The sequence below is a fragment of the Trebonia sp. genome (genome assembly GCF_049794275.1).
Taxonomy (GTDB): domain Bacteria; phylum Actinomycetota; class Actinomycetes; order Streptosporangiales; family Streptosporangiaceae; genus Trebonia.
On sequence record NZ_JBARCR010000698.1, the window covers coordinates 1 to 5,930 of the forward strand.

Sequence of the window (5,930 nt, forward strand, 5' to 3'; positions counted from 1 at the left end):
AGCCGGGACCTCCCCGCGCGCGGCGGCCGCCGCGGTTTCCTTCCTGAACTCGCGCAGCCGGTAGAACACGAACCCGATGATCGCCACGATGACGACGGCCGCGAGAACGTACGTGATAACGGTGAGCCCGTGGTTGATCTTGCTCCACTCGCTGCCGAGGCTGTACCCGATGCTGGACAAGACGACCACGTAGATGAACGTGCCGATGAAGCTCAGCACGCCGAACCGCAGCGGCGGGATCTCGACCAGGCCGGCCACGATCGACGCGAAGGCCCGCACGAACGGCAGCATGCGCGCGACGGGCACGGCCCACACGCCGCGCCCGACCAGGAACCGCTCGGCGCGCGCCACGTCCGCCTCGGTCACCAGCACGTAGCGGCCCCAGCGGCGTACCAGCGGGCGTCCTCCGACGCGGCCAACCCCGTAAGAGATGTACGAGCCGACGAGTTCGGCCAGCGTCCCCACGATGATCACGAGGGCCAGGCTCGGGTGCTGGTGCGCCCCGGTGACCGCGCCCGAGGCGATCGCCCCGCCGAGCAGGAACGTGAGCTCAGAGGAGATCGGGATGCACATGGCTTCCAGCACGCCAAAAATGACGATCGCATAGATGGCGTGCGAAACCAGGAAGCTCGTCATGGCCACCTTTGTACAGCATCGGCGCGGGTAGTCAGACACGTTCAAGCCAAACCTTAACCCCAGCGGCCAGCTAGAGTTTCCCTACATCACTGCTGACGGACAACAGGAGCCACGCCATGCCCATCGCGACCCCAGAGATCTACGCGCAGATGCTGGACCGCGCCAAGCAGCAAGGCTTCGCCTACCCGGCAGTCAACGTCACCTCTAGCCAGACGCTGAACGCGGCGCTCAAGGGCTTCGCCGACGCGGAGAGCGACGGGATCGTCCAGATCTCCACCGGTGGCGCTGAATACCTGTCCGGCCAGAAGGTGAAGGACATGGTCACCGGCGCCGCGGCGCTCGCGGAATTCGCTCGCGTGGTCGCTGCGAAATACCCCGTCAATGTCGCGCTGCACACCGACCACTGCCCGAAGGACAAGCTGGACGGCTACATGCGTCCGCTCATCGAGATCTCCGCCGAGCGGGTCAGGAACGGGCAAGATCCTCTTTTCCAGTCGCACATGTGGGACGGCTCCGCGGTGCCTCTCACCGAGAATCTCGAGATCGCCAGGGAGCTCCTCGAGAAGTGCGCCAAGGCCCGCATCATCATGGAGCTCGAGATCGGCGTCGTCGGCGGTGAGGAAGACGGCGTCGTCGGTGAGATGAACGAGAAGCTGTACAGCACCCCGGAAGACGCGCTGGCCACGGCCGAGGCGCTCGGACTTGGCGAGCGCGGCCGGTACATCCTCGCCGCCACGTTCGGCAACGTGCACGGCGTCTACAAGCCCGGCCACGTGCAGCTGCGCCCGGCGGTGCTCAAGGAAATCCAGGAGACCGTCGGCGCGAAGTACGGCAAGGAGAAGCCGTTCGATCTGGTCTTCCACGGTGGTTCCGGGTCGGCCCTCGAGGAGATCCGCGAGGCCATCTCGTACGGCGTCGTGAAGATGAACGTGGACACCGACATGCAGTACGCGTTCTCCAGGCCAGTGGCCGGGCACATGTTCGCCAACTACGACGGCGTGCTCAAGGTGGACGGCGACGTCGGCAGGAAGAAGGACTACGACCCGCGCTCGTGGGGCAAGGCGGCCGAGGCCGGCATGTCGGCCCGCGTCGTGGAGGCCTGCGAGGACCTGCTGTCGGCGGGCACCAAACTCAGCTAGACAGCTCCGCATACGCGTCGGCGCTGCTGTCGGCGAGGAACTTCCAGCACCGGTCCGCCTCTTCGTCCTCACCGATCGCGCCGGCCGCCCGGGCCAGCGCCGCCAGGCAGCGCAGGAACCCCTGGTTAGCGGCGTGCGACCAGGGGATCGGCCCGTGCCCCTTCCACCCGTTGCGCCGCAGCGCGTCCAGCCCCCGGTGGTACCCGGTCCTGGCGTAGGCATAGGCGTCGACGTACCGGTCGTCCGCGAGTGCCGCCTCCGCCAGCAGCGCCCAGGCCAGCGAGAACGCCGGATACTTCGCCGCGATCTCCGTCGCGGGCGTGCCCGCGGAGACCAGCTGCTCGGCCTCGGGCAGCGAGGGCAGCAGCGTCGGCGCGGGCTCGCCAAACAGGTTCACATGCGTGCTCATAGCCCGCAGTCTGCCACGGCCCGGGGCAGTGCGTCTTTGCGGCTACATGACCGGCACGGGTACCCTCATGACGCAAGAGCCCCTGTCGTGCGCTTGCGCTGCCAGGGGCTTTCGTCGTGTGAAAGGCGTATAAGAGATGCCCGCCATCGTGCTTATCGGCGCCCAGTGGGGCGACGAGGGTAAGGGCAAGGCGACCGACCTGCTCGGTGACCGCGTTCAGTATGTCGTCAGGTACCAGGGCGGCAACAACGCCGGCCACACCGTGGTCATCGGCGATGAGAGCTACGCGCTGCACGTGCTGCCGTCCGGGGTCCTCTCCAGGAACGTCACGCCCGTGATCGGCAACGGCGTCGTCATCGACCCGAAGGTGCTCTTCGAGGAGATCGACGGCCTGGAAAGCCGCGGCGTCAGCTGCGAGAAGCTGCTGGTCTCCGCCAACGCGCACCTGATCATGCCGCACCATCGCGCCCTGGACAAGGTGAGCGAGCGGTTCCTCGGGAACGCCAGGATCGGCACCACCGGCCGCGGCATCGGCCCGACCTACGGCGACAAGGTCGCCCGGATGGGGATACGGGTCCAGGACCTGTTCGACCCCGGCATCCTCCGCCAGAAACTCGATCTCGTCTTGCGCGACAAGAACCAGCTGCTCACCAAGGTCTACAACCGCCGCGGCATCGACGCGGCCAAGACCGCCGAGGAGTACCTGACGTACGGCGAGCGGCTGAAGCCGTACGTCGCCGACACTGGCCTCGTACTCGGCAACGCGCTGGACAACGGCGAGGTTGTGCTCCTCGAAGGCGCCCAGGCCACCATGCTGGACGTGGATCACGGCACTTACCCGTTCGTCACCTCCTCGTCCCCGACGGCCGGCGGCGCGTGCGTCGGCGCGGGTATCGGGCCGACCAGGATCACCAAGGTGATCGGCATCGTCAAGGCGTACACCACGCGAGTCGGCGCCGGCCCGTTCCCGACCGAGCTGAAGGACGAGCAGGGCGATTACCTGCGCAAAACCGGCGGCGAGTACGGCGTGACCACCGGCCGTCCGCGGCGCACCGGCTGGTTCGACGCGGTGATCGCCCGCTACGCGGCGCGGGTCAACGGCGTCACCGACTTCTTCGTCACCAAGCTGGACGTGCTGTCCACCCTGGACAAGGTACCGGTCTGCGTGGCCTACGAGGTCGACGGCAAGCGCTACGACGAGATCCCGATGACGCAGACCGAGTTCCACCACGCCAAGCCGGTCTACGAGTACCTCGACGGCTGGTGGGAGGACATCTCGCAGGTGAGGAGCTTCGACGACCTGCCCAAGGCCGCGAAGACCTACGTCAAGACCATCGAGGAGCTGGCCGGCGCCCCGGTCAGCGCGATCGGCGTCGGCCCGCGCCGCGATCAGACCCTCCAGCTCCGGCCGCTTCTATAGGGTCGATGTCCCATCGACCACACTCTTTGGTGGACGATGTCCCATCGACCACGTACAGGCGAGGATGGCGCACGTGCAAGTACTGGTGATCGGCTCGGGCGGCCGCGAGCACGCGATCGTCCGCGCCCTGGCTCGCGACCCCGGCGTCAGCGGGCTGCACGCTGCCCCGGGCAACCCCGGCATCGCGAACCTCGCGGAGCTCCACGAGGTTAAGCCCGCCGATCCGGCGGACGTCACCCGGCTGGCGGAACACCTCAACGCCGGCCTCGTGGTGATCGGCCCCGAGGTGCCCCTGGTGGCCGGGGTGGCCGACGCGCTGCGCGCGGCGGGCATCGCCGTCTTCGGCCCGGACGCCGCGGCGGCCCGCATCGAGGGCTCCAAAGCGTTCGCCAAGGAGGTCATGACCGACGCCGGGATTCCCACCGCGCGCTCGTTCACCTGCCACAGCGAAGCGGAAGCCGACGTCGCGCTCGCCACGTTCGGCCCGCCGTACGTGGTGAAGGACGACGCGCTGGCGGCGGGCAAGGGCGTCGTGGTCACCGACGACCTCGCCACGGCGAGAAAGCACGCCGCCGCCTGCGGCAAGGTGGTGATCGAGGAGTACCTGGACGGCCCCGAGGTCTCCCTGTTCGCGCTCGCCGACGGCACCGCCGCGATCTCCCTGCTGCCCGCTCAGGACTTCAAGCGGGCCCGCGACGGCGACCAGGGCCCGAACACCGGCGGCATGGGCGCCTACGCCCCCCTCCCCTGGGCCCCGCCCGACCTGGCGGACACCGTCCTCGGCACGGTCATCGGGCCCGCCATCGGCGAGCTGCGCCGCCGCGGCACGCCGTACCACGGCCTGCTCTACGCGGGCCTGGCGCTTACCAGCAAGGGCGTCAAGGTGGTGGAGTTCAACGCCCGCTTCGGTGATCCGGAGACGCAGGTGGTCCTCGACCGGCTGGCCACTCCGCTGGCGGGCCTGCTGCAGGCCGCGGCGGCCGGCGACCTGGCCGCGGCGCCGGCGCTGAGCTGGCTGCCCGGTGCCGCGGGCACGGTGGTACTCGCCGCGGAGGGCTATCCCGAGTCCCCGGTCAAGGGCGACAAGATCAACATCGATTTGCCGGAACGGGCCCGTGGTTACCTCTTGCACGCCGGTACTGCTCTCCGGGGCGGCGACCTGGTCACGGCGGGCGGCCGCGTGCTGAACGCCGTCGGCTCAGGGCCGGATCTGGCCGCGGCGCGAGCGGCGGCCTACGCGGTCGTGGAATCAGTCGAGATGCGCGGCGGCTGGTACCGGCATGACATCGCGGAACGAGCCGCAGCCGGACGCTGACCTGCCCGCGCGGGTCAGCACGCTCGAGCTGTTCTTCGACCTGGTCTTCGTCTTCACGATCACGCAGCTGACCAGCATGCTCGCCGAGCACGTGACGCCGGCGGCGGCCGGGCGGGTGCTGCTGATCTTCGGCCTGCTGTGGTGGATGTACAGCGCGTACGTGTGGCTCACCAACACCAGGACGCCGTCTCGCGTGCCGGAGCGCCTGCTGCTCCTGCTCGGCATGGTCGGTTTCCTCATCATCGGCCTGTCGATCCCGCACGCGTTCGGCGGCGACGGGGAACGCGGCAGGGACGGGCTGGCCTTCGGGCTCGGCTACCTGCTCGTCGTCGCCGTCCACAGCGGCCTCTACCTGCGCGTCAACCGGAACATCTGGCGGATCCTGCCGTTCAACCTCGGCTCCGCGCTGCTGCTGGTCATCGCGGGCCTGACACCGTCCCCTGCCGCGTACGGACTGTGGGGGGCGGCGCTCGCACTGCAGGTGTTCGCCTCGTTGTTCGTCCGGCTCGCCGGCCGGTTCGAGATCCAGCCTGAGCACTTCGTCGAGCGGCACGGGTCACTGCTGATCGTGGCGTTCGGCGAGTCGGTGGCCGATGTCGGGATCGGCGCCGGGGGGCAGCGCGTCACAGTGAGCCTCGCCCTGTCGGCGGCGCTCGGGCTGGCGCTCACCGCCTCGCTGTGGTGGGCGTTCTTCGGCACCGCGGACGACGACCGCGCGGCACGATCGCTGGCCCGCGCCGACCGCGCCGAGCGGCCCCGGCTCGTGCTCGCCGCTTACTTCTACGCGTACATCCCGATGCTGCTCGGCATCGTGGCGATCGCCGCCGGGCTGAAGACGGCCATCGGGCACCCCGGCGCCACGCTGACGGCCGGGCCGGCGGTGGCGCTGGCGGGCGGCGTGACGCTGTTCCTGACCGGCGACGTCCTGTTCCGCTGGGTGTTGCTGTATTTCCCCGGCCAACCGGCCCCGACTGACCTCCCGTCCGGTATCCCGTGGTACCGGGCGGCGGC

The 5,930-nt window shown here is 69.3% G+C and carries 6 protein-coding genes; 4 read left to right on the forward strand and 2 right to left on the reverse strand.

What is annotated here, in order from left to right; translation table 11 throughout:
• Positions 1 to 636: DedA family protein (locus WA805_RS18590; protein WP_422337268.1), on the reverse strand; the 636-nt coding region annotated here is incomplete at its 3' end.
• Positions 637 to 752: 116 nt separating this feature from the next.
• Between WA805_RS18590 and fbaA the strand changes: the two genes are divergently transcribed.
• Positions 753 to 1,775: a class II fructose-bisphosphate aldolase gene (gene fbaA / locus WA805_RS18595; RefSeq protein WP_422285515.1), complete on the forward strand. Its 1,023-nt coding sequence runs from the start codon at positions 753 to 755 to the stop codon at positions 1,773 to 1,775.
• On the opposite strand, the gene WA805_RS18600 is transcribed toward fbaA, so the two are convergent.
• Positions 1,768 to 2,184 carry a DUF3151 domain-containing protein gene (locus tag WA805_RS18600; protein ID WP_422272121.1) on the reverse strand — a complete coding sequence of 139 codons (417 nt, stop codon included), beginning with the start codon at positions 2,182 to 2,184 and terminating at the stop codon, positions 1,768 to 1,770. The genes fbaA and WA805_RS18600 overlap by 8 nt on opposite strands.
• 136 nt (positions 2,185 to 2,320) lie before the next feature.
• Here WA805_RS18600 and WA805_RS18605 point away from each other — a divergent pair, with 136 nt between their 5' ends.
• The 3 genes from WA805_RS18605 to WA805_RS18615 all read left to right on the forward strand — a co-directional run.
• Positions 2,321 to 3,604: an adenylosuccinate synthase gene (locus WA805_RS18605; protein ID WP_422272119.1), complete on the forward strand. Its 1,284-nt coding sequence runs from the start codon at positions 2,321 to 2,323 to the stop codon at positions 3,602 to 3,604.
• A gap of 73 nt (positions 3,605 to 3,677) precedes the next feature.
• The gene (gene purD / locus WA805_RS18610) at positions 3,678 to 4,919 is read left to right on the forward strand and encodes a phosphoribosylamine--glycine ligase (protein ID WP_425242962.1); all 1,242 of its coding nucleotides are present in this window, start codon (positions 3,678 to 3,680) and stop codon (positions 4,917 to 4,919) included.
• Positions 4,885 to 5,930 (forward strand): low temperature requirement protein A (locus tag WA805_RS18615; RefSeq protein WP_425242963.1); only part of this gene is annotated, 1,046 nt, incomplete at its 3' end. The genes purD and WA805_RS18615, both read left to right, overlap by 35 nt.

What these genes read in the sequence shown, in the direction of transcription:
- fbaA (WP_422285515.1), top strand. Translation starts at nt 753, where the DNA reads ATGCCCATCGCGACCCCAGAGATCTACGCGCAGATGCTGGACCGCGCC.
- WA805_RS18600 (WP_422272121.1), bottom strand. Translation starts at nt 2,184, where the DNA reads ATGAGCACGCATGTGAACCTGTTTGGCGAGCCCGCGCCGACGCTGCTG.
- WA805_RS18605 (WP_422272119.1), top strand. Translation starts at nt 2,321, where the DNA reads ATGCCCGCCATCGTGCTTATCGGCGCCCAGTGGGGCGACGAGGGTAAG.